Source organism: Flavobacterium sp., assembly GCF_044368995.1.
GTDB lineage: Bacteria > Bacteroidota > Bacteroidia > Flavobacteriales > Flavobacteriaceae > Flavobacterium.
The window spans coordinates 1-22,079 of the sequence record NZ_JBIPMS010000011.1 but is presented as its reverse complement, the minus strand read 5'-3'; the positions used below and the strand labels follow the sequence as shown (position 1 = coordinate 22,079).

23 protein-coding genes are annotated in these 22,079 nt (G+C 32.5%); 19 read left to right on the top strand and 4 right to left on the bottom strand.

Annotation, left to right across the window (positions count from 1 at the left end; genetic code table 11):
• Both mtgA and ACIQ2I_RS01955 read left to right on the top strand, forming a co-directional pair.
• Positions 1-714 carry a monofunctional biosynthetic peptidoglycan transglycosylase gene (gene mtgA, locus ACIQ2I_RS01960; RefSeq protein ID WP_396180755.1) on the top strand — a complete coding sequence of 238 codons (714 nt, stop codon included), beginning with the start codon at positions 1-3 and terminating at the stop codon, positions 712-714.
• A 190-nt stretch (positions 715-904) separates the two neighbouring features.
• On the top strand, positions 905-1,723 hold the full coding sequence (locus ACIQ2I_RS01955; protein ID WP_396180754.1) for an SDR family NAD(P)-dependent oxidoreductase: 819 nt from the start codon (positions 905-907) through the stop codon (positions 1,721-1,723).
• Between the two features lie 150 nt (positions 1,724-1,873).
• On the opposite strand, the gene ACIQ2I_RS01950 is transcribed toward ACIQ2I_RS01955, so the two are convergent.
• The 4 genes from ACIQ2I_RS01950 to ACIQ2I_RS01935 all read right to left on the bottom strand — a co-directional run bounded on the left by ACIQ2I_RS01950 (position 1,874) and on the right by ACIQ2I_RS01935 (position 6,626).
• The gene (locus ACIQ2I_RS01950) at positions 1,874-4,084 is read right to left on the bottom strand and encodes a TonB-dependent receptor domain-containing protein (RefSeq protein ID WP_396180753.1); all 2,211 of its coding nucleotides are present in this window, start codon (positions 4,082-4,084) and stop codon (positions 1,874-1,876) included.
• Between the two features lie 126 nt (positions 4,085-4,210).
• Complete coding sequence (locus ACIQ2I_RS01945; protein WP_396180752.1) at positions 4,211-4,543, bottom strand: hypothetical protein; 333 nt, start codon at positions 4,541-4,543, stop codon at positions 4,211-4,213.
• Positions 4,543-5,532 carry an aspartate-semialdehyde dehydrogenase gene (locus ACIQ2I_RS01940; protein ID WP_396180751.1) on the bottom strand — a complete coding sequence of 330 codons (990 nt, stop codon included), beginning with the start codon at positions 5,530-5,532 and terminating at the stop codon, positions 4,543-4,545. Before ACIQ2I_RS01940 ends, ACIQ2I_RS01945 begins: the two co-directional genes overlap by 1 nt.
• Positions 5,533-5,630: 98 nt before the next feature.
• Positions 5,631-6,626: a TlpA family protein disulfide reductase gene (locus tag ACIQ2I_RS01935; protein ID WP_396180750.1), complete on the bottom strand. Its 996-nt coding sequence runs from the start codon at positions 6,624-6,626 to the stop codon at positions 5,631-5,633.
• Positions 6,627-6,761: 135 nt separating this feature from the next.
• Here ACIQ2I_RS01935 and aspS point away from each other — a divergent pair, with 135 nt between their 5' ends.
• From aspS to ACIQ2I_RS01850, 17 genes are all read left to right on the top strand, one after another.
• The gene (aspS, locus tag ACIQ2I_RS01930) at positions 6,762-8,516 is read left to right on the top strand and encodes an aspartate--tRNA ligase (protein WP_396180749.1); all 1,755 of its coding nucleotides are present in this window, start codon (positions 6,762-6,764) and stop codon (positions 8,514-8,516) included.
• A gap of 72 nt (positions 8,517-8,588) precedes the next feature.
• Positions 8,589-8,789 (top strand): cold-shock protein, encoded by a 201-nt coding sequence (locus ACIQ2I_RS01925; RefSeq protein WP_291241430.1) that lies wholly within the window; start codon positions 8,589-8,591, stop codon positions 8,787-8,789.
• A gap of 177 nt (positions 8,790-8,966) precedes the next feature.
• Complete coding sequence (locus ACIQ2I_RS01920) at positions 8,967-9,332, top strand: NADH-quinone oxidoreductase subunit A (RefSeq protein WP_396180748.1); 366 nt, start codon at positions 8,967-8,969, stop codon at positions 9,330-9,332.
• A gap of 72 nt (positions 9,333-9,404) precedes the next feature.
• Positions 9,405-9,950: an NADH-quinone oxidoreductase subunit B gene (locus ACIQ2I_RS01915; RefSeq protein WP_396180747.1), complete on the top strand. Its 546-nt coding sequence runs from the start codon at positions 9,405-9,407 to the stop codon at positions 9,948-9,950.
• 2 nt (positions 9,951-9,952) lie between these two features.
• Positions 9,953-10,480: an NADH-quinone oxidoreductase subunit C gene (locus ACIQ2I_RS01910; RefSeq protein ID WP_396180746.1), complete on the top strand. Its 528-nt coding sequence runs from the start codon at positions 9,953-9,955 to the stop codon at positions 10,478-10,480.
• A gap of 1 nt (position 10,481) precedes the next feature.
• Complete coding sequence (gene nuoD / locus ACIQ2I_RS01905; protein ID WP_396180745.1) at positions 10,482-11,720, top strand: NADH dehydrogenase (quinone) subunit D; 1,239 nt, start codon at positions 10,482-10,484, stop codon at positions 11,718-11,720.
• Between the two features lie 48 nt (positions 11,721-11,768).
• Entirely contained in the window at positions 11,769-12,299 is a 531-nt protein-coding gene (gene nuoE, locus ACIQ2I_RS01900) for an NADH-quinone oxidoreductase subunit NuoE (RefSeq protein WP_396180744.1), read from the top strand.
• Between the two features lie 4 nt (positions 12,300-12,303).
• The gene (gene nuoF / locus ACIQ2I_RS01895; RefSeq protein ID WP_396180743.1) at positions 12,304-13,656 is read left to right on the top strand and encodes an NADH-quinone oxidoreductase subunit NuoF; all 1,353 of its coding nucleotides are present in this window, start codon (positions 12,304-12,306) and stop codon (positions 13,654-13,656) included.
• An 18-nt stretch (positions 13,657-13,674) separates the two neighbouring features.
• Complete coding sequence (locus ACIQ2I_RS01890; RefSeq protein WP_396180742.1) at positions 13,675-14,037, top strand: four helix bundle protein; 363 nt, start codon at positions 13,675-13,677, stop codon at positions 14,035-14,037.
• A gap of 89 nt (positions 14,038-14,126) precedes the next feature.
• Positions 14,127-15,152: a 2Fe-2S iron-sulfur cluster-binding protein gene (locus ACIQ2I_RS01885; RefSeq protein ID WP_396180741.1), complete on the top strand. Its 1,026-nt coding sequence runs from the start codon at positions 14,127-14,129 to the stop codon at positions 15,150-15,152.
• The gene (nuoH, locus tag ACIQ2I_RS01880; protein WP_396180740.1) at positions 15,145-16,176 is read left to right on the top strand and encodes an NADH-quinone oxidoreductase subunit NuoH; all 1,032 of its coding nucleotides are present in this window, start codon (positions 15,145-15,147) and stop codon (positions 16,174-16,176) included. Before ACIQ2I_RS01885 ends, nuoH begins: the two co-directional genes overlap by 8 nt.
• Before the next feature lie 7 nt (positions 16,177-16,183).
• Positions 16,184-16,729, top strand: a complete 546-nt coding sequence (locus ACIQ2I_RS01875; RefSeq protein WP_396180739.1) for a NuoI/complex I 23 kDa subunit family protein — start codon at positions 16,184-16,186, stop codon at positions 16,727-16,729.
• A gap of 2 nt (positions 16,730-16,731) precedes the next feature.
• Entirely contained in the window at positions 16,732-17,235 is a 504-nt protein-coding gene (locus ACIQ2I_RS01870) for an NADH-quinone oxidoreductase subunit J (RefSeq protein ID WP_396180738.1), read from the top strand.
• Complete coding sequence (nuoK, locus tag ACIQ2I_RS01865; RefSeq protein ID WP_396180760.1) at positions 17,235-17,555, top strand: NADH-quinone oxidoreductase subunit NuoK; 321 nt, start codon at positions 17,235-17,237, stop codon at positions 17,553-17,555. The genes ACIQ2I_RS01870 and nuoK overlap by 1 nt, the downstream gene beginning before the upstream one ends.
• 7 nt (positions 17,556-17,562) lie before the next feature.
• Positions 17,563-19,449, top strand: coding sequence for an NADH-quinone oxidoreductase subunit L (nuoL, locus tag ACIQ2I_RS01860; protein WP_396180737.1), 1,887 nt, complete (start codon positions 17,563-17,565; stop codon positions 19,447-19,449).
• Positions 19,449-20,879 (top strand): NuoM family protein, encoded by a 1,431-nt coding sequence (locus ACIQ2I_RS01855; RefSeq protein ID WP_396180736.1) that lies wholly within the window; start codon positions 19,449-19,451, stop codon positions 20,877-20,879. Before nuoL ends, ACIQ2I_RS01855 begins: the two co-directional genes overlap by 1 nt.
• A 13-nt stretch (positions 20,880-20,892) precedes the next feature.
• On the top strand, positions 20,893-22,079 hold a 1,187-nt coding region (locus ACIQ2I_RS01850; protein ID WP_396180735.1), incomplete at its 3' end, for an NADH-quinone oxidoreductase subunit N.

The following is a 22,079-nucleotide window of genomic DNA, read 5'->3' as shown; positions in this document are numbered from 1 at the left end:
ATGGCAGCAATAAAAACAAAAAACACTGGAAAAAAAGGATTTTTCGGACAAATAATGCGTTTCTTTTGGAAGCTAATTATTTGGTTCAATATTATTAGTTTGTTTTTTGTTGTGCTTTATAAATTTGTGCCCGTGCCTTATACGCCTCTTATGGTAATTAGGTATTTTGAAAATAAATCTGCAGGAAAAGATATCGAAACCAAACACCATTGGGTACCGTTAGAAAATATTTCTAAAAATTTACAAAAAGCTGTTATTGCCAGTGAAGACGGTAGATTTTTTGAACATTATGGATTGGATTTTTCAGCGATGCAAAAAGCGGCTGTAGGAAATTTTAAAGGTAAAAAACTAAAAGGCGGAAGTACCATTACACAACAAACCGCAAAAAATATATTTCTTTGGCAAGGAAGAAGTTATTTCCGAAAAGCATTAGAAGCTTATTATACGGTATTAATTGAATTAATTTGGGGCAAAGAGCGCATACTTGAAGTATACCTAAACAGCATTGAAATGGGCGATGGTATTTATGGTGCCGAAGCCGCCACGCAACATTGGTACAAAAAAAATTGCAAAAGTTTAACCCGAATGCAAGCCGCAGGGATTGCAGCAATTTTACCAAACCCAAGAAGATTTAGTCCTAATGGTTCTGCCTACATTAGCCGAAAACAAAGTAGAATAGCCCGCTATATTTTAATGACAAAATTGAAGTATTAACAGGTGAAATTACTAAAATTAATTTCTTTTTTTGCCACGAATTCTCGAAAATCAAAAAATAATTTCAAAAATTAGTTCATCTTTGATGAAAATTCGAATTAAATCGAAATTGGTATAAAAAAATTCGGAAATTCGTGGCTAAATTAAAGACTAATTACTCCAAAGGGTTGAGTATAAACAAACAATTAACATGAAAACTGTATTAATAACAGGTGCTGGTGGAGGAATTGGCAAACAAACTGCTTTGTATTTTGCCAAAAATAACTGGACCGTTATTGCTACGTTACTACAAAGTTCTGAAAGTAATGATTTTGAAGATTATCCTCACATTTTTAGTTACGAAATGGATGTTACGTCGACGGAGAGTATTGCATCGGCTAGTAAAATTATTTTAGAAAATCATCCAAAAATTGATACAGTAATTAACAATGCCGGAATGGGCTACAGAAGTTTCGTAGAACTATCAGAAGACAAAAAAATTGATGATATTGTAAATTTAAATTGGCTTGGCGTTGTAAAAGTTTGCAGGGCATTTATCCCTACATTCAGACAACAAAAATATGGACAATTTATAAATATAACCTCTGTTGCTGGCTTGGTAAATTTGCCGTTAGGTAACTTTTATCATGCAACCAAACAAGCAGTAGAAAGTTTTTCTGAATGTATGGCTTATGAACTGGTAGATTTTAATGTTAGTGTGGCTACTGTACAATTTGGAAATGCGCCCACTTCTTTTCAAAAAAATGTAACAAAATGCGATACAACAGAAATAGTATCTTATAATAAATTAATGGATAAAATTTCGAAATTACTTATAGATAAATCAGGAAAAAACCAAGATTTACCTCAGCAAATTGTTGAAAAATTATTTAAAATTGCCGAAAACCCAAATACAAATTTTAGAAGATATACGATTGGTTTTGATGCTAATATAATGCGAATTTTAAGACGAATTTTTGGTTATAAAATATTCAATTACATCATCAGAAAATTTACTTTGAATAAATAAAAAGAGGGTGTTCAAAAGCACTATTCTTGTCATTCCGAATTTATTTCGGAATCTATAAATATTTGCAAATTAATTTTTTAGAGAAACTGAAACGAGTTCAGTTTGACAAAATCAAGTTTTTAGAACACCTTCTTTTTTGATAGCTTTTAATTACAAGTTAAAATTTACACCCAAAACAATATTTCTACCCATGTTATCAATTCCATCTGATTTTAAGCGAGACAAATGGGCAACATATTGTTTATTTAATAAGTTGGTAGCAGTAAGAAATAAATTAAATGTGGCTTTTTTCAACTGAATATCGGTCCCAATTCCTGTTGAAAGCAAAAGATAATCGTTTGTTTTGGTTTCAAAATCTCCAATTTTATTTTGATTGAAAGTATAATTCGCTTGCAAGAAAACAAAACTATTTTTGATGTTTTTAGACACGTCAAAATTCGCTCTAAAATTATTTTTCCATTGATTGGCAGGAATTAAAGGCAAGCTCAAATTGTTTTCTAATTTGCCAATAACCATTTCGTAGCTACTTGTCATATGCAACCAATCTATTTCATGTAAATGCAAATGAATTCCGGTTTCTCCACCATATAAAACAGCATTATTTTGTAAATAATCATACACAAAATTAGCATCGATGGTGTTTCCGTTCGGCGATATAAAAATATAATTATTGATATGATTATAAAATCCGTTTGCAAAAAAATCAAAATGTTCCGTGTTATAATCTACATTTAAATCTACTTGGAAATTTTGTTCGGTTTTTAAATTTGAATTACCAATTTCGTATCTATTGCTTCCTTCGTGTACGCCGTTTGAAGATAGTTCGGATAAATTTGGAGCTCTAAAACCAGTTGCGAAATTAATTCTTGAAGTAATTTTATCCGTAACATCCGTTTTAAAACCTAAAGATGTATTTACGCTTTCATAATTTTTATCTAATTCTTGAAAAGCGCCTTCTGTTCCATTTTCTCCAAATGCTTTAGTAGTTACATTTCTAAAATCGTATCGCAGACCAAACTGGATAATATTTTTATTGAATTTATATTGGGTAGTTCCAAAGAAACCAATGTCGTCAATTTTCGCATCCGGAATTAGTTTTTCTTCGCCGAAATTTCTATTTTCTTGGTTCATTCCTTGAAAACCAATGATTGTTTCAAATTTTCCAAAATCAGGTAAATAATAACGCACATTGTAATTAAATGTTTTCAATTTCATAAAAAGTGCCGTTTCATCTTGACTTTCCAATTCTTTTCTATCATTAAACACGTAACCAGCCGTTGCTTCTAGTTTTGAATTTTTAAAATATAATTTCTGGTTAAAACTTAACAAATGATTTTCAATTTTCTGACTCGGAAATAGTGGCGTTCTAAATCCAAAATTTTCTAAATTTTCTTCTGGTAAACCCAAATTTAAATCGTTAAAATTATACCTAAAATCGGCTGTATAGCGAGATGTAACGTAAGACGTGCCTAATTTAAAGTCTTTTTCTGTAAATCGTGTATTCAAAACCCTTTCACCATTTGGCAGTTTATAATCGGCATGTGAAGCAAAATTATTTTGAACTAAAAACTTAAATTTATCAACAGAATTTTTAAAGGTAACCGAAGTATTTATACCTTGAGTAGTACTATTTACAAATTGATTTACAGCTAATTCAGTTTTATTATTGGCGGCATACTTTTCTGGATTAAAATACAACACACCACCCATGGCATCTGAACCATATAATAAAGAGGCAGGTCCTTTAATAATTTCTACACTTTCTTGTCCGTTTGCATTTAAACCTAAACCGTGTTCTTCACCAAATTGTTGGTTTTCTAATCGGATACCTTGTGCGTATGTTAAAACTCGGTTTCCACTCAATCCCCGAATAACAGGTTTACCGATAGAAACTCCAGTTGAAATAACATTGACACCTGGATTGGTAGCTAAAGCATCTGAAAGATTTACGAAACCTTCGTTCTGAATTTGTTTTAAATTAATGTGATCAATTTTAACCACATTTTCGTTTTGAGTTTTATTGAAAAGAGAAGAAACTAAAATTTCATCGATTTGATGATCTTCCTCTTCTAAAATAATATCTAGAATTTTTTGTTCTTGATTTCCAATTGAAATTTGTTGAGATTTAATTTCGAATTTATCTTTTTTGAAAATTAAAGTTCTTTTTCCAATTGGTAAATTTTTAATTTCAAATTGTCCGTTTTCATTGGATTTTGTTTGTAAAGTAGCGTCTAAAATTGAAATTTCAACATTAGAAATAGGTGCGTTATTTTGGTTTTTAATTGTTCCAGAAATAGTGTTTTGAGCATAGCCCAAAGAGATAAAGCCCATCAAAATGATGAGAAAAATATATTTTTTCATGTGTATAAGTTTAAAATTTATTGATTTAAATTGTAGTATTTTTTAGCCACAGATTAAAATGATTAAAACGATTTTAAATCTGTAATAATCCATGAAATCAGTCGCTGAAATTTACTTTAATAAAACTTATACTACAGGTGGACCTCGATAGGAAAAATATAAAAATTCATTTTCTTTTACAAAGGACTCGTAAATAGAAGAATAATGAAATGTATGATTGGGATTTTTAAAATCAATTACAAAAACAGCTTCTGCTAAAAAGGCAGCAAATTCATAATCACAAACCGGACAATCGTTATGATTTCCTTTTGAAAAATGCGTTTTAGAAGTGTTTTCTTGAGTAACCTCATCATTCAAATGATGGGCTTCATCTGTAAAAATATGTAACGACTGATAGCATAGGGCAAAAAGTAGTGCCAATGCCATCAGAACATTATATTTTACATATTTTTTTTGCATTATACCAATTTATTTGCCACTAAATATTCAGCTATTTGTACAGTATTTGTGGCGGCACCTTTACGTAAATTATCAGCAACAATCCACATATTTAGTGTGTTTGGTTGACTTTCATCTCTACGAATACGTCCTACAAAAACATCATCTTTACCTTCTGCGTAAAACGGCATCGGATAAGTAAACGTATCTAAATTATCTTGAACTGTAATTCCTGGTGTATGGTGTAAAAGTGATCGCACTTCATTGATATCAAAATCGTTATGAAACTCCACATTTACCGCTTCACTATGTCCGCCAACAACTGGAATTCTAACTGCAGTTGCCGTAATACCAATGGTTTTGTCATTTAATATTTTCTGCGTTTCACGAACCAATTTCATTTCTTCTTTGGTGTAATCATTGGTTTCAAAAACATCACATTGTGGAATGGCATTTCTATGAATTTGGTATTTATAAGCCATTTCGCCTTTAATACCAGCATATTCGTTTTCTAATTGTTGCACACCTTTTACGCCTGTTCCCGTAATAGATTGGTATGTAGAAACAATAATTCGTTTAATTTTATATTTTTTATGCAAAGGCGCTAAAGCCATTACTAATTGAATTGTAGAACAGTTTGCGTTTGGAATAATTTTGTCGGATGCAGTTAAAATATCCGCATTAATTTCTGGAACAACCAATTTCTTAGTTTCATCCATTCTCCATGCTGAAGAATTATCAATTACCGTTGTGCCAGCAGCTGCAAATTTTGGTGCCCAAGTTAATGAAGTTTCTCCACCAGCTGAAAATAATGCAATATCTGCTTTCATTTCAACTGCGGTTTGTAAACCAACAACTTTATAAGCTTCCCCATTGAATTCAATTTCTTTACCTACAGATTTTTCTGAAGCAACAGGAATTAATTCCGTTACCGGAAAATTTCTTTCTTTTAATATTTGAAGCATTACTTCACCCACCATCCCAGTGGCTCCAACAACGGCTACTTTCATTTGTTTATTTGTTTAAAATGCAAAATTAAAAAATAAACACTTAAAAACATAGTTTTCTCTTTTTTAGAAAAAACTATATCAATATGTGTTCAGAAAATTTATTTTACTAACGAATCTAATAAAGTGACTAATTCAGGTGACGAAGGTCTTGGTGCGTCAGCGTTTACAATTTTTCCTTCCGGACTAATTAATATAAATCTTGGAATTCCATTGATTTTATATCCTTGTACAAAATCTGATTTCCAATCTTTATCTGCTAATAATTGTATACCTCCTAAGTTTTTTTCTGTTACAAATTTGCTCCATTTTTCTCTGTCTTTCATTACATCAATAGAAATACTTACAAATTCGATGTTTTTTCCGTGATAGGCAACTTCCGTTTTTTGTAAAAAAGGAATTTCTTGACGACAAGGTCCGCACCAAGTTGCCCAAACATCTACATATATATATTTCCCTTTTAAATCTTCTAAAGTAGTAAATCCACCTTTATGGTTTTCATATTTAAAAGTTGGAGATGCCGTTCCGTTTAATTTTTTCAATTCAAAACCAGCTGATAAATATTGAATCATACCTTTCATGCCATTTTCAACATCTCCTTTATATTTAGCTACAAAACCTGCATCTAAACCTTGAGGCATTGCAGCAAAAATAGTTGCTTTGTATTTGGCTACTTCCGCAGTTAAAGTTTCTAAGTTGTCCGCTTTCATTAATGGTTCAATAGCAGATTGATCTTGTTGTTTTAGCATTTCAGCAGCTAAAAACATATTTTCCTTTGCTCCTTTTCCTTTAAAGGAAATGGTGTTGTCAAAATCTCTATAATCTAAAGTTACTTCTAAATCTGAAGTATTAGTTAAATACAAATCGCCATATTGATCTGCAACTTCAAGTTTAAACATACCGTCTGTTACTTTAAAAGTTGCCTTAAAATTGCCTTTTTTGTCTGCCACAATCATTTGGCTAAAGCCTCTTGATTTTACATAAATGGTATCTGTTGGCTTATTTGTAATTTTAGCTGAAAATTTAACTTGAGCACTAGCTGTTAAAGAAAAAACACCTGCTACAACGGCTAATAAAAATGTTTTGTGATTTGTCATATTAAGAATTTTAATTTATAAAGTGTAAATGTAACGGAATTAAAAAAATAAATTACAAAAAAAATGTTAAGATTATTAATTGTTAAACTAAAATAAAATTTAAAATTATTATACTTTTGCAAAAAACAAATAATAATGTATAGAAGTTATAATTGTGGTGAACTTAACGCCAAACATATAAATCAGGAAGTTACCTTAGCCGGTTGGGTTCAAAAAACGCGTGATAAAGGTTTTATGATTTGGATTGATTTGCGCGACCGATACGGAATTACGCAATTAATTTTAGACGAAACCAGAACTAACAAAGCTATTTTTGATGCTGCAAAATCTTTAGGGCGCGAATTTGTGGTTCAAGTAAAAGGAACCGTAATTGAACGTGAATCTAAAAATAAAAATATGCCAACGGGTGACATTGAAATTTTAGTTTCTGAATTGACCATTTTAAACGACTCGTTAACTCCGCCATTCACCATTGAAGATGAAACAGACGGTGGCGAAGATATCCGAATGAAATACCGTTATTTAGATATTCGAAGAAATCCTGTTAAAAACAGCTTACTATTTCGTCATAAAGTAGCACAAGAAGTAAGAAATTTTTTGTCTAATCAAGGATTTTGCGAAGTAGAAACACCTTATTTAATCAAATCTACCCCAGAAGGCGCTCGTGATTTCGTAGTGCCAAGTAGAATGAACCAAGGACAATTTTATGCACTGCCACAATCGCCACAAACCTTCAAGCAATTGTTAATGGTCGGCGGAATGGATAAATATTTTCAAATTGTAAAGTGCTTCCGTGATGAAGATTTACGCGCAGATAGACAACCAGAATTTACACAAATTGATTGTGAAATGGCTTTCGTAGAACAAGAAGATATTTTAAATCAATTTGAAGGACTAACCCGTCATTTACTAAAAGAAGTAAAAGGCGTTGAAATAGATAAATTTCCTCGTATTACGTATGATTACGCTATGAAAACGTACGGAAATGACAAACCAGATATTCGTTTTGGAATGGAATTTGGCGAGTTAAACGAAGTAACCAAACACAAAGATTTTCCAGTATTTAATGCTGCAGAATTTGTAGTTGGCATCGCAGCTCCAGGTTGCGCAGCTTATACAAGAAAAGAAATCGATGCGTTAATTGATTGGGTAAAACGCCCACAAATTGGCGCAACCGGAATGATTTATTGTAAATACGAGTTAGACGGAAGTTTAAAATCATCTGTCGATAAATTTTTCGATCAGGAAGATTTAAAAAAATGGGCAGAAATTACTGGAGCAAAACCCGGAGATATGATTTTTGTTTTATGTGGAAATACCGACAAAACAAGAACTCAGCTTTCTGCATTGCGTATGGAATTAGCTTCGCGTCTAGGCTTGAGAAATCCAGATGAATTTGCGCCACTTTGGGTTTTAGATTTTCCATTATTAGAATGGGATGAAGAAAGCGAAAGATATCATGCAATGCACCATCCATTTACTTCACCAAAACCAGAAGACATGCATTTAATTACTACCGAACCAGGTAAAATTAGAGCCAATGCATACGATATGGTATTAAACGGAAACGAAATTGGTGGAGGATCCATTCGTATTCATGATAGGAATTTACAAGAACGAATGTTTGAATTATTAGGATTTACAAAAGAAGAAGCGGAAAACCAATTTGGATTTTTATTAAATGCCTTTCAATATGGCGCACCACCTCACGGCGGACTGGCTTTTGGATTAGACAGATTGGTGGCTATATTGGGCGGTCAAGAAACTATTAGAGATTTTATTGCCTTTCCAAAAAATAATTCTGGAAGAGATGTAATGATTGATGCCCCTTCTAAAATTGATGATAAACAACTGGAAGAATTGAGTATAAAAATAAATATTTTAAAATAAAAACATAATTTTCTTGCTTGTGTCAAATTAATTTATATATTTGCCCATTATTAATAATTAAATACGCATATAATGCAAACAGGAACAGTAAAATTCTTCAATGAAACCAAAGGTTTTGGTTTTATCACTAACGAAGATACAGGTAAGGACATTTTTGTTCACGCTACAGGAATCAATGTTGAAAACTTAAACGAGGGAGACCGCGTTAGTTATGAAGAAGAAGAAGGAAGAAAAGGAATTGTAGCAACTAAAGTTGTAATATTAAACGATTAATTTATTACCGTCTAAAAACGCTCCCGAAAACGGAGCGTTTTTTTTGTGCTTTATTTTTTATTTAGAATGATTATAAATACATTCTTTTTCATAAAATCACCATTCTTAATGTGGTTTAAATTTTGATAATACCGCAATACAAATTAATTTTGTGGCAATTTTAAAAATAACATTAAAATGCATAATTCTCAAATTGATTTTATACCTATTCTTATGCAAGTATTTCTTGCTGTAGGGTTTGTTGCTCTAACAATTTTTGGCTCCAGCCTTTTAGGTCCTAAAAGATCATCTACTAATAAAGACAAGAGTTTCGAATGCGGAATTGAATCTGTTGGAAACGCCCGTATTCCTTTTTCTGTAAAATATTTTTTAGTAGCTATTTTATTCGTTCTTTTTGATGTGGAAGTTATTTTCATGTACCCTTGGGCTGTAAATTTTAAAGAAATGGGTGTAGAAGGATTAATCAAGATGAGTATTTTTATGATTTTATTATTAATCGGTTTCTTCTATGTTATTAAGAAGAAAGCATTGGTTTGGGAATAATAAAATGAGTATAAATTTTAAATGATGAATTTTTATTTCATTCAAAATTTTTAATTCGAAATTCAAAATAATATGAGTAAAAATATAAATATGGTTGATGCGCCCGAAGGGCATGCAGGTGAAGGATTCTTCGCTACGAAATTAGACCAAGTTGTTGGTTTGGCTCGTGCCAATTCATTATGGCCATTACCATTTGCTACTTCTTGTTGTGGTATTGAATTTATGGCTACAATGGCATCGCATTATGATTTGGCTCGTTTTGGATCGGAACGTGTAAGTTTTTCTCCTCGTCAGGCAGATATGCTTCTTGTAATGGGAACAATCTCTAAAAAAATGGCACCTATTTTACGCCAAGTTTACGAACAAATGTCAGAACCTCGTTGGGTAATTGCAGTTGGGGCTTGCGCTTCTTCAGGTGGTATTTTTGACACCTATTCTGTTTTACAAGGTATTGATAAAGTAATTCCTGTAGACGTTTATGTACCAGGTTGCCCACCACGACCAGAACAAATAGTAGACGGCGTAATGCAACTACAAGAATTAGTAAAAAGTGAATCTCAAAGAAGAAGACATTCTGCAGAATATAAAGAATTGTTAGCTTCCTATAATATAGAATAATAATGGCTTTAGAATCAGTAGAAATACAAAGCAAATTGCAAGAAACTTTTGGAGACCACGTAAAGTATTTTAGAACAGAATACGACATGTTTGTTTTAGAAGCTGAGGAAGATATAGTATACAACGTAATAAAATTCTTAAAAGAAGAACCTAGTTTAAACTTTAGTTTCTTAACTGATTTATGCGGAATTCATTATCCAGATAGCGACATAAATGAACAATTTTGCGTTGTATATCATTTACATAATTGGTACGAAAACAAAAGAATACGAGTAAAAACATTTTTAACCGGAACAAAACCTGAAGTAAAATCAATCACTTCATTATTTAATTGTGCCAACTGGATGGAACGTGAAACATTCGATTTCTACGGAATTATTTTTCACGGACACCCCAATTTAGTACGAATTTTAAATATGGACGAAATGACTTCTTTCCCAATGAGAAAAGAATTTCCAATGGAAGATTCAGGAAGAACAGATAAAGATGACCGTTTCTTTGGTAGAACCATTAATAATTCAACGATTTAAAATGGGAACAGTAGCATTACCTGCAGATCACAGATATTACAAATACATTGAGGAGCGTCATAACGAAGACGGAAGCGAATTAGCTATCTTAAACTTAGGACCAACTCACCCTGCCACTCACGGAATTTTTCAAAACATCTTATTAATGGATGGGGAAAGAATTTTAGACGCAGAACCAACTATTGGATATATTCACAGGGCATTTGAAAAAATCGCAGAAAATCGTCCGTTTTATCAAATTACACCACTTACAGATCGAATGAATTATTGTTCCTCGCCAATAAACAATATGGCTTGGTGGTTGACTTTAGAAAAATTATTGAATATCGAAGTTCCAAAACGTGCACAATATTTACGTGTGATTGTAATGGAATTAGCGCGTATAACAGACCATTTGATTTGTAATTCAATTTTAGGTGTCGATACTGGTGCCTACACAGGTTTTCTATACGTTTTTCAATTTCGCGAAAAGGTATATGAAATTTACGAAGAAATTTGTGGCGCTCGTTTAACCACAAATATGGGGAGAATTGGCGGATTCGAAAGAGACTGGTCGCCAAAAGCATTTGAATTATTAGATACATTCTTAAAAGATTTCCCAATAGCTTGGAAAGAATTTGAAGATTTATTTACAAGAAATAGAATTTTTATTGACAGAACGGTAAACGTAGGTGCCATTACTCCAGAAATGGCAATGGATTACGGATTTACAGGTCCAAATTTAAGAGCCGCTGGTGTAGATTATGATGTTCGCGTCGCACAGCCATATTCTTCTTATGAAGATTTTGAATTTAATATTCCTGTTGGAAAATCAGGTGATACGTACGATAGATTTTGTGTAAGAAACGCAGAAGTATGGGAAAGTTTAAGCATTATTCGTCAAGCATTAGAAAAAATGCCAGAAGGAAATGTATTCCATGCTGACGTTCCAGATTATTATCTTCCACCAAAAGAAGAAGTATACCATAATATGGAAGCTTTAATTTATCACTTTAAAATTGTAATGGGAGAAATTCCTGTTCCTGTTGCAGAAGTATACCAACCGGTTGAAGGCGGTAATGGCGAATTAGGCTTTTATTTAATTACAGACGGAAGCAGAACGCCTTATAGATTACATTTTAGAAGACCAAGTTTCATCTATTATCAAGCTTATCCGGAAATGATTAAAGGAGCAATGTTATCTGATGCTATTGTAATCTTATCAAGCCTAAATGTAATTGCTGGCGAATTAGACGCATAAAAAATTATAAATGATGAATTTTAAATTATAAAATTCAAAATAAAAAAAATGGAAATATCAAATATTAAACAAGAGATACACATAACTGAAGCGTTAATGACTCGTATTAACGAATTAATCAGTCATTATCCAGCAGATAAAAAGAAATCGGCATTACTACCAGTATTACATGAAGTACAAGATGCTCATGACAATTGGTTAAGTGTAGAATTACAACAAAAAGTAGCTGAAATTTTGGATATTCTTCCAATTGAAGTGTATGAAGTGGTAACATTTTATACGATGTTTAACACAAAACCTGTAGCAAAATACATGTTTGAATTTTGTAGAACATCATGTTGTGTCACGCGTGGCGTAGAAGATTTAATGGATTACGCTTGTACTAAACTAGGGGTGAAAGAAGGAGAAATTACTTCAGACGGATTGTTTCAAGTGGTTGGCGTAGAATGTTTGGGCGCTTGTGGATATGCACCCATGTTGCAATTAGGCGATTTTTATCACGAAAAACTATCAAAAGAATCTTTTGACACGTTAATTGAAGATTGCAAAGCAGAAAAAATAACTTTACACGATAAATAATATCATGGGAAAGAAAATATTATTAGACAAAATAAATATTCCAGGCATAAAAACCTATGAAGTATATCGCGAAAATGGCGGTTATAAATCAGTGGAAAAAGCACTGACCATGCAACCAGACGATATTACTGAAGAAGTAAAAGCTTCAGGACTTCGTGGTCGTGGTGGCGCCGGTTTCCCAATGGGAATGAAATGGAGTTTTATTGATAAAAAATCAGGAAACCCGAGGCATTTAGTTTGCAATGCAGACGAATCTGAACCAGGTACTTTCAAAGACCGTTACTTAATGGAATACATTCCTCACCTTTTAATAGAGGGGATGATAACTTCAAGTTTCGCACTTGGTGCTAATCTTTCTTATATTTATATTAGAGGGGAATACATGTGGATTTACAAAATTTTAGAAAAAGCCATCAAAGAAGCTTATGCTGCTGGTTGGTTAGGTAAAAACATAAAAGGTGCTGGATACGATTTAGATTTATACGTGCATGTTGGTGCTGGAGCCTATATTTGTGGAGAAGAAACTGCGTTATTAGAATCTTTAGAAGGAAAAAGAGGAAATCCTCGTATCAAACCACCGTTTCCTGCGATCTCAGGATTATGGGCCAACCCAACTGTGGTAAATAATGTAGAATCAATTGCTGCCGTGCCATGGATTGTAATGAATTCTGGTGCTGAATATGCAAAAATTGGTTTAGAACGTTCTACGGGTACTAAATTAATTTCTGCTTCTGGACATATTAAAAATCCTGGTGTGTACGAAATTGAAATGGGAATTACAGTAGAAGAATTTATGAATTCTGACGAATACTGTGGCGGTATGATTGACGAAAGACCTTTAAAGGCTTTAGTTCCTGGAGGTTCGTCTGTGCCGATTTTACCAGCACATTTAATATACAAAACAGCAGCTGGAACAGACCGATTAATGACCTACGAATCCTTATCAGATGGAGGTTTCGCAACAGGTTCCATGTTAGGTTCTGGGGGTTTTATTGTTTATAATGATACGACTTGTATCGTCAGAAATACCTGGAATTTCTCCCGTTTCTATCACCATGAAAGTTGCGGACAATGCACGCCTTGCCGAGAAGGAACAGGTTGGTTAGAAAAAATATTATGGAGAATTGAAAACGGTCAAGGTCGTGAAGAAGATATTGACTTACTATGGAACATTCAATCAAAAATTGAAGGAAACACCATTTGCCCATTAGGCGATGCTGCTTCTTGGCCAGTGGCTGCTGCTATTCGCCATTTCAGAGAAGAATTTGAATACCACGTTAGATTCCCAGAAAAAATTAAAGATAGAAACCATTTTGTGAATGAACCTTTTGTTAAGTCAAAAGTTGTAATGTCGTAAAGTCATAAAGTAAGCAGAATGGGAAAATTTAATTCATTTGAAGAAATTAATTCTTGGCAAAAAGCAAGAATATTTAACAAAAGAATTTATGAAATAACCGAGAATCAAAATTTTAAAAAAGATTTTGATTTGGTTAGACAAATAAGAAGAGCATCAATTTCAATATCATCAAATATAGCTGAAGGTTTTGAAAGAAATACAGATAAAGAATTTATTTATTTTTTATATATAGCTAAAGCATCGGCAGGAGAAGTAAGATCTCAAGTGTATTTAGCTTTTGATTTAAATTATATTACAAAAACAGAATTTGAAGAATTATTTTTAGAGATTTCGGAGATTTCAAAATTAATTAGTGGATTTATTAAATATTTACAAAAGTAGTCTGAAGTCAGAAAAACAAAGTTAAAAATCGAACATTTCGGCATATTGACTTTCGACATTCGACATTAAGACATTAAGACAAACAATACATGAAAGTAACCATAGACGGACAAAGCGTTGAAGTAGAACCAGGAACAACTATCCTGCAAGCTGCACGTATGATTGGAGGCGATTTAGTGCCACCAGCCATGTGTTATTATTCTAAATTAAAAGGAAGCGGTGGAAAATGTCGTTGCTGTTTAGTTGAAGTGGCTAAAGGTAGCGAAGCTGATCCAAGACCTATGCCAAAATTAATGGCATCTTGTGTAACAGGATGTATGGACGGTATGGAAGTAAATAGTAAAAATTCGGATAGAGTAACGGAAGCTAGAAAATCTGTAACCGAATTTTTATTAATTAACCACCCTTTGGATTGCCCAGTTTGTGATCAAGCTGGTGAATGTGAATTACAAAATTTAAGTTTCGAACATGGAAAATCAGAAACACGTTTCATAGAAGAAAAAAGAACTTTTGAACCAGAAAATATTGGAGATAAAATTCAATTACACATGAACCGTTGTATTTTATGTCAACGTTGCACCACATTAGCTGACCAATTAACAGATAATAGAGTTCATGGTGTTTTAAACCGTGGAGATCATGCGCAAATTTCAACTTGTGTATCTGCAGCTATTGACAATGAATTTTCAGGAAATATGATTGATGTTTGCCCAGTTGGCGCTTTAACAGACAAAACCTTCCGTTTTAAAAGTAGAGTTTGGTTTAACAAACCTTTCGATGCACATAGAGAATGTACTACTTGTTGTGGTAAAACTACTGTTTGGATGTTTGGAAATGAAATTCAAAGAGTTACAGGTAGAAAAGACCAATATGGTGAAGTAGAAGAATTTATATGTAATACCTGTCGTTTCGATAAAAAAGAAGTATCAGACTGGACCATTGAAGGTCCAAAACAATTCAATAAAGATTCGGTTATCAACCAAAATAATTACACACGTCCTTTAGAAAAAGTAATTATTGAAACGGAAGATTTTATTTTAGAAGGTAGAAAACAAGACCAAATAAGAATCAGTATGTCAGGTGTTCCATTAAAAAATACTCAAAAAAATGGATAGTGCATTTATAATAGAAAAAAGCATTGTAATTGTTGCCGTTTTTGCATTAACCATGTTTATGGCCATGTATTCAACTTGGGCAGAACGTAAAGTTGCCGCCTTTTTACAAGACCGTGTAGGACCGAATCGCGCAGGTTGGGGTGGCTTATTACAACCACTAGCTGATGGAGCTAAATTATTTACAAAAGAAGAATTTTTTCCAAATACACCTAATAGATTTTTATTTATTTTAGGACCTGCAATAGCAATGAGTACGGCATTAATTACAAGTGCTGTTATCCCTTGGGGAGATAAAATTCATGTTTTCGGAAGAGATGTTTTACTTCAAGCTACAGATATTGATGTGTCAATATTATACGTTTTTGGAGTTTTATCAATCGGAGTTTATGGTATTATGATTGGTGCTTGGGCATCCAACAACAAATACTCCTTAATGTCTGCCGTACGTGCTTCTTCACAGATGATTTCTTATGAAGTAGCGATGGGATTGGCGATGATTTCCATTTTAATGATGTCTGGATCTTTATCTTTAAAAGACATTACAGTAATGCAAGCCAATGACGGATGGAATATCTTTTATCAGCCGTTAGCATTTTTGATTTTCTTAATTTGTTCGTTTGCAGAAACCAATAGAACACCTTTCGATTTAGCAGAATGTGAATCCGAATTAATTGGTGGCTATCACACAGAATATTCCTCCATGAAAATGGGTTTCTATTTATTTGCTGAATATGCAAATATGTTTATTTCATCAACAATTTTAGCAATCGTGTTTTTAGGAGGTTACCACTTTCCAGGAATGGCTTGGGTAAATGAAAATTGGGGTATAAATATTGGTGCATTATTAGGATTTTTAACATTATTTGCAAAAATATGTTTCTTCATCTTTTTCTACATGTGGGTAAGATGGACAATTCCACGTTTCCGATACGATCAATTGATGCATTTGGGTTGGAAAATATTAATTCCGTTAGCTGTTATCAATATTATTATAACTGGAATTGTAATGGTTTTATTTAATTAATAAGAAAATGTCAGTACAACAAATATCATTATCAGGAAGAAAAATGGAAGTTTCCAATAAGGAAATGACATTCTTAGAACGAATTTACGTTTGGACGATTCTGAAAGGTTTATGGACCACTCTTAAACATTTGTTTAGAAGAAAAGTGACCATAAAATATCCTGAAGAAGTGCGTGAAATGAGTCCAATTGCTCGTTTGCAACACATGTTAATGCGCGACGAACAAGGCAGAGAAAGATGTACCGCTTGCGGATTATGTGCTTTATCTTGTCCTGCAGAAGCCATTACTATGAAAGCTGCGGAAAGAAAAGCAGATGAAAAACATTTGTATAGAGAAGAAAAATATGCCGAAATTTATGAAATAAATATGCTGCGTTGTATTTTTTGTGGTTTGTGTGAAGAAGCGTGTCCTAAAGAAGCGATTTACTTAACAACTTCTAAAAAAATTGTGAAATCCGGTTACGAAAGAGAAGCATTTATCTACGGAAAAGACAAATTAGTGATGCCGTTAGATATGGCTATTAAAAATACGCAAACTAATACCGTAAATTAATTATGATAGAAATAGTTTTTTATATATTATCAGCTGTAACATTAGGAACTGCCTTTTTAACTGTTTTCAGTAAAAACGCCATTCACAGTGCTATTTATTTAGTGGTTTGCTTTTTCTCATTAGCAGGTCATTACTTACTTTTTAATGCGCAATTTTTAGCTATCGTACATATTATTGTATATGCAGGAGCAATTATGGTACTTTTATTATTTACCTTAATGCTAATGAATTTAGACAAAGAAGACGAAACATCAAAACCACTATATGCAAAACTAGCTGCCGTTTTTTCAGCTGGAATTTTAGGATTGGTTTTAATTGCAGCACTGCGTAAAGCACAGCCAGAAAATATAGAATATGTAAATTCTGGAATAGATTATCAATCTATTAAAGTTTTAGGAAATGTATTGTTAAACGAATACCAAGTGCCTTTCGAATTTGCTTCGGTTTTACTTTTAGTATCTATGATTGGTGCCGTTTTAATTTCTAAAAAAGAAGAAAAAATTTAATTATGAACATATTAGAACAAGTTGGTATTGAAAACTACATCACACTTTCAGCTTTGCTGTTTTGTATTGGTGCGTTTGGTCTTTTATACAGAAGAAATGCCATAATCATGTTTATGTCTATTGAAATTATGTTAAATGCCGTAAACTTACTTTTAGTTGCTTTTTCTTCGTATCATGAAGATCCATCAGGGCAAGTTTTTGTATTTTTCACCATGGCGGTTGCTGCAGCTGAAGTGGCTGTTGGATTAGCCATATTAGTTTCAGTATTTAGAAATATTGGAAATATTGACATCGATAATTTAAAAAATCTAAAAGGATAATTCTGAAATGAATACTACTATATTACTCTTATTATTTGCGCCGTTAGTTGGTTTTTTAACCAATACATTCTTCGGTAAATCATTAGGAAAAACAATTTCTGGTGTGATAGGAACAACTGCTATTGTTGTGTCTTTCTTATGTACCATTTCATTATTTTCTCAAATTAATACCGACGGAAAAGCTATAACTTTTCATTTAGCAGATTGGTTTTCAATTGGAAACATTAAAATAAATTTTTCTTTCTTATTCGATCAATTATCTGTTTTATGGTTGTTGTTTGTAACAGGAATAGGCGCTTTAATTCATTTGTATTCTATCAGCTACATGCATGAAGATGAAAATATGCACAAATTTTTCTCTTATTTAAATTTGTTTGTTTTCTTCATGATTACTTTAGTAGCTGGAAGCAACTTATTAATCATGTTCATTGGTTGGGAAGGCGTTGGATTATGTTCTTACTTACTAATCGGATTTTGGTATAAAAACCAAGATTATAATGATGCGGCGAAAAAAGCATTTATCATGAATAGAATTGGAGATTTAGGTTTCTTAATTGGAATATTTATTTTAGGTTTCCATTTTCAAACTTTAGAATTTTTAGAAATAAAAGCCTTATTAGGAAACGATTTAATCACTCCTAGCCTTTTATCAATAGCAGCTTTATGCTTATTCATCGGCGCTTGTGGAAAATCAGCACAATTACCTTTAGCTACTTGGTTACCAGACGCAATGGCTGGACCAACTCCCGTTTCTGCATTAATTCACGCGGCAACCATGGTAACAGCGGGTATATTTATGATTACCAGAATGAATTTCTTATTCGATTTAACGCCTGAAATCCAAAACCTAATTGCAATTGTTGGTGCTATCACTGCAATTGTAGCTGCATCGATAGGTTTGGTTCAAAACGATATTAAAAAAGTTTTAGCTTATTCTACAGTTTCGCAATTGGGTTTAATGTTTTTAGCATTAGGTTTAGGGGCTTATGAAGTAGCGGTTTTTCACGTAATCACACACGCTTTCTTTAAAGCTTGTTTGTTCTTAGGTTCAGGTTCTGTAATTCATGCTTTGCACGGAGAACAAGATATGAGAAATATGGGTGGTTTAAGAAAAGTAATGCCAATTACTTTCTGGACGATGATGATTTCCACTTTAGCGATTTCAGGTATTTTTCCTTTCTCTGGATTTTGGTCTAAAGATGAAATTTTAATGACGGCTTTTCACAACAATATCCCTTTATGGATTGTGGGTTCGATTGCTTCTATTATGACTGCTTTTTATATGTTCCGATTGATGTATTTAACTTTCTTCAACGACTTTAGAGGCACTGATGAACAAAAACATCATTTACATGAAAGTCCGGCTTTAATTACTATTCCATTAGTAATTTTAGCAACATTGGCTGCCATTGGTGGTGCCATTAGTTTGCCAGGAAACAGTTGGTTAAATCATTATTTAGCGCCCTTATTCGCACACAAATCGCACGAAGCTCATACATTAGGAACGATTGAATATACGTTAATGGCAGTGGCAACACTTGGCGCCCTATTAGGAATTGCAATAGCGTATTCTAAATATTTAAAGAAAAAAGAAATCCCAGCGGCAGATTCTGAAGTGCAAGGTTTACATAAAGTTTTATCAAATAAATATTATTTAGACGAAATTTATATGGCTATAATTGTAAAACCAATCTATACGATTTCCAGTTTTGCTAAAAATTATGTAGAGAAATTTATTTCAAATGCAGTTATAGGATTAGGTGGTGCCACATATGCATTATCTTTAAAAGGAAAGAAAATTCAAAATGGTAATATTGGTGTATATTTATTCGCATTTATATTCGGAATGGTTGGGTTTTTAGTTTATGTATTTATAATTCGAGATGTAAAATAATGGATAGTAGTATCGTTTTAATTGTATTATTAGTTGGCGCAATAACCACCTATTTATCAGGAAACAAGTTTGCCCCTAAAATAGCTTTAATTTCTAGTATTGCTGCTTTTGGCGTGACGCTATTAAATTTAAATGCGTATCAAGCTGGTGAAAATTTAGATGTAAATGTACCATGGATTTCACAACTCAATATTAATTTTGCTTTGCACCTTGATGGTTTATCTTTAGTGATGTTATTATTAACAACAGGATTGTTACCTTTAATTATATTATCCGGATTTATCACAAAATTTGAAAATTCAAGATCTATTTATGCTTTAATGCTATTTATGGGATTTGCTATGGCAGGTACTTTCTTAGCTTCTGATGGAATTTTATATTACATCTTTTGGGAAATTGCACTAATTCCTATTTATTTTATTGCTTTAAATTGGGGTAATGGAGATTTAGAAGAACGTAAAAAAGCCATTTTAAAATTCTTTATTTACACGTTTGCAGGATCCTTATTTATGCTTCTAGCTTTCATTTATTTGTATACAAAAGGTGGTAGTTTTGACATCAATAAATTATATGCCTTACAATTAACAACATTAGAGAAAACTTATATTTTCGTTGCTTTCTTTTTAGCGTATGCTATTAAAATCCCTTTGATTCCTTTTCATACTTGGCAAGCTAACACGTATAGCAAAGCGCCCGCAGTTGGTACTATGTTATTGTCTGGAATTATGTTGAAAATGGGATTATACAGTGTTTTAAGATGGCAATTACCCTTAACGGATGAAGTAGCAAAAGCACATGTCCCATATATTGTTGCTTTATCAATTGCTGGAATTATTTATGGTGCGATTGTGACATTAAAACAAAAAGACCTCAAGAAATTTTTAGCGTATTCCTCTTTATCACACGTGGGTTTAATTGCAGCTGGTTTGTATTCTTTAACAATAGAAGGATTTCAAGGTGCGGTTTTACAAATGCTTTCTCACGGTATTGTAATTGTAGGATTGTTTTATGTGGTAGAATTAATTTACAGCCGATACAACACGTACGAAATCAAAGAAATGGGCGGCATCAGAATTCAAGATACGTATTTCGCTTCTTTGTTTATGATTATCATGTTAGCCTCTGTGGCGTTACCGACTACATTCAATTTTATTGGAGAATTTAATTTACTATACAGTTTATTTAAAGTAAATATTTGGTATGCAGTAGTGGCAGGAACAACAATTATTTTAGGTGCGTTTTATATGTTACGAATGTTTCAAAAAGTGATGTTAGGATCTGCACATAAAACATTTAAAAACATAACAAAACAGGAAAGTATTGTATTGGTAATTATAGTAGGTGTAACTATTTTCTTCGGATTATTTCCACAACCAATTATCGATTTAATTACGCCAAGTTTACAATCAATTTTAACTCAAATTAAATAATAAGCATCATAAAATGACTACATTAATTGCTATAATAGGAATCGGAATATTTTGTTTATTAGCAGAAATAATGAATCTAAAAAAGATTATTATTCCTGTATCAATAGTAGCCTTAATGGTATTATTTGGTTTAAACTTAATTGAAGAATTACCAGAAATATCAGGATATGAATCCATGATAATTTCAGATAAATTTGCAAAAGCATTTTCAAGTTTATTTATATTATTAACTGCGCTACTTATTTTAATGAGTGCCCCGAGTTACAAAAACAGTTCAAAATTATCTGATTTCATTTCAATAAAAGTATTCATGCTTTCAGGTGCTGTGGCAATGGTAAGTTTCAGCAATTTAGCCATGTTTTTCTTAGGCATCGAAGTACTATCTATAGGATTGTATGTACTAGCAGGAAGTGACAGATTGAACATAAAAAGTAATGAAGCCGGTATGAAATACTTTTTAATGGGGTCATTTGCTTCTGGAATTTTATTATTTGGAATTACCATGTTATATGGTGCAACAGGGACTTTTGACATCGGGACTTTATACGAAGCTTCAATATCCGCAAGTACCGAATTTTGGTTTTATATTGGAGTAATTTTAATAACCATTGGAATGCTATTTAAAGTAGCCGCTACACCTATGCACTTCTGGGCTCCAGATGTGTATGAGGGCTCACCTACTCAAGTAACAGCCATCATGAGTACATTAGCAAAAGTGGCAGCTATGGCTTCTTTCTTTAAGTTAATTACCATATTAAACAGCCAAATGCTTTACAGTTATACACAAGTAATAATTGTAGTAGTTATTGCAACCATGTTATTTGGAAATATTATGGCACTTCGTCAGAAAAAGATAAAACGCGTTATTGCTTATTCAGGAATTTCTCATACCGGATTTATGTTGTTGACTTTATTAAACATAAATGCCGCAGAAAATAATTTATTATTTTATGCAACTTCTTATGCAATTGCAGGATTAGCCGCCTTTTCGGTGATTTTATTTGTAACTAAAAATGAAGATAACGATTTCATAGATAACTTTAATGGATTGGGTAAAAAACACCCGTTAATGACTTTTATCATGACTATTGCTTTGTTGTCAATGGCTGGAATTCCTATTTTAGCTGGATTTTTTGCTAAATTCTTTTTATTAAATCAAATAATCTCAAGTGGTTTTATTGGATTGGCAGTTATTGCCAT

Coding starts and splice junctions, on each gene's coding strand:
- mtgA (WP_396180755.1), top strand. CDS start 1: ATGGCAGCAATAAAAACAAAAAACACTGGAAAAAAAGGATTTTTCGGA.
- ACIQ2I_RS01955 (WP_396180754.1), top strand. CDS start 905: ATGAAAACTGTATTAATAACAGGTGCTGGTGGAGGAATTGGCAAACAA.
- ACIQ2I_RS01950 (WP_396180753.1), bottom strand. CDS start 4,084: ATGAAAAAATATATTTTTCTCATCATTTTGATGGGCTTTATCTCTTTG.
- ACIQ2I_RS01945 (WP_396180752.1), bottom strand. CDS start 4,543: ATGCAAAAAAAATATGTAAAATATAATGTTCTGATGGCATTGGCACTA.
- ACIQ2I_RS01940 (WP_396180751.1), bottom strand. CDS start 5,532: ATGAAAGTAGCCGTTGTTGGAGCCACTGGGATGGTGGGTGAAGTAATG.
- ACIQ2I_RS01935 (WP_396180750.1), bottom strand. CDS start 6,626: ATGACAAATCACAAAACATTTTTATTAGCCGTTGTAGCAGGTGTTTTT.
- aspS (WP_396180749.1), top strand. CDS start 6,762: ATGTATAGAAGTTATAATTGTGGTGAACTTAACGCCAAACATATAAAT.
- ACIQ2I_RS01925 (WP_291241430.1), top strand. CDS start 8,589: ATGCAAACAGGAACAGTAAAATTCTTCAATGAAACCAAAGGTTTTGGT.
- ACIQ2I_RS01920 (WP_396180748.1), top strand. CDS start 8,967: ATGCATAATTCTCAAATTGATTTTATACCTATTCTTATGCAAGTATTT.
- ACIQ2I_RS01915 (WP_396180747.1), top strand. CDS start 9,405: ATGAGTAAAAATATAAATATGGTTGATGCGCCCGAAGGGCATGCAGGT.
- ACIQ2I_RS01910 (WP_396180746.1), top strand. CDS start 9,953: ATGGCTTTAGAATCAGTAGAAATACAAAGCAAATTGCAAGAAACTTTT.
- nuoD (WP_396180745.1), top strand. CDS start 10,482: ATGGGAACAGTAGCATTACCTGCAGATCACAGATATTACAAATACATT.
- nuoE (WP_396180744.1), top strand. CDS start 11,769: ATGGAAATATCAAATATTAAACAAGAGATACACATAACTGAAGCGTTA.
- nuoF (WP_396180743.1), top strand. CDS start 12,304: ATGGGAAAGAAAATATTATTAGACAAAATAAATATTCCAGGCATAAAA.
- ACIQ2I_RS01890 (WP_396180742.1), top strand. CDS start 13,675: ATGGGAAAATTTAATTCATTTGAAGAAATTAATTCTTGGCAAAAAGCA.
- ACIQ2I_RS01885 (WP_396180741.1), top strand. CDS start 14,127: ATGAAAGTAACCATAGACGGACAAAGCGTTGAAGTAGAACCAGGAACA.
- nuoH (WP_396180740.1), top strand. CDS start 15,145: ATGGATAGTGCATTTATAATAGAAAAAAGCATTGTAATTGTTGCCGTT.
- ACIQ2I_RS01875 (WP_396180739.1), top strand. CDS start 16,184: ATGTCAGTACAACAAATATCATTATCAGGAAGAAAAATGGAAGTTTCC.
- ACIQ2I_RS01870 (WP_396180738.1), top strand. CDS start 16,732: ATGATAGAAATAGTTTTTTATATATTATCAGCTGTAACATTAGGAACT.
- nuoL (WP_396180737.1), top strand. CDS start 17,563: ATGAATACTACTATATTACTCTTATTATTTGCGCCGTTAGTTGGTTTT.
- ACIQ2I_RS01855 (WP_396180736.1), top strand. CDS start 19,449: ATGGATAGTAGTATCGTTTTAATTGTATTATTAGTTGGCGCAATAACC.